The 304-nt window shown below is 35.2% G+C and carries 1 protein-coding gene; it reads right to left on the bottom strand.

The window, feature by feature from the left end; genetic code table 11:
* A partial coding sequence (locus GNY06_RS02625; RefSeq protein WP_166518677.1) for a type II toxin-antitoxin system PemK/MazF family toxin occupies nucleotides 1–248 on the bottom strand: 248 nt, incomplete at its 3' end.
* Nucleotides 249–304 lie beyond the last annotated feature (56 nt).

Here is a 304-nt window from a genome sequence, read left to right as displayed (position 1 = left end):
TTCAATCTTCTCTTATCAACAGATCTCAAATGGTCTAAAGCAACCTGCCCCTTTTTACCCTCAACCCTGCAGTTTACTCTCATTGGATATGGCTTTATTGTAGACGTCAAAGGGGCTATAATTACTTTATTTAAAGCATTATTCATTTCGTCCGGAGAAATTATCACACACGGTCTGATCTTATTGATTTCACTACCTACAGTAGGATTTAGATCGATAAAGAAAACATCAAATCTTTTAATGACCATGTCCACTCTGTTTTGTCAAACTCATTCTCAAAATCTTCTAAAAACTCTGTATCTTC

Origin of the sequence: Elizabethkingia argenteiflava (assembly GCF_009904105.1) — a bacterium.
In the GTDB taxonomy this organism is placed as follows: domain Bacteria; phylum Bacteroidota; class Bacteroidia; order Flavobacteriales; family Weeksellaceae; genus Elizabethkingia; species Elizabethkingia argenteiflava.
The sequence above is the reverse complement of the archived record's forward strand: the minus strand, read 5'-3'. Positions and strand labels throughout refer to the sequence as shown.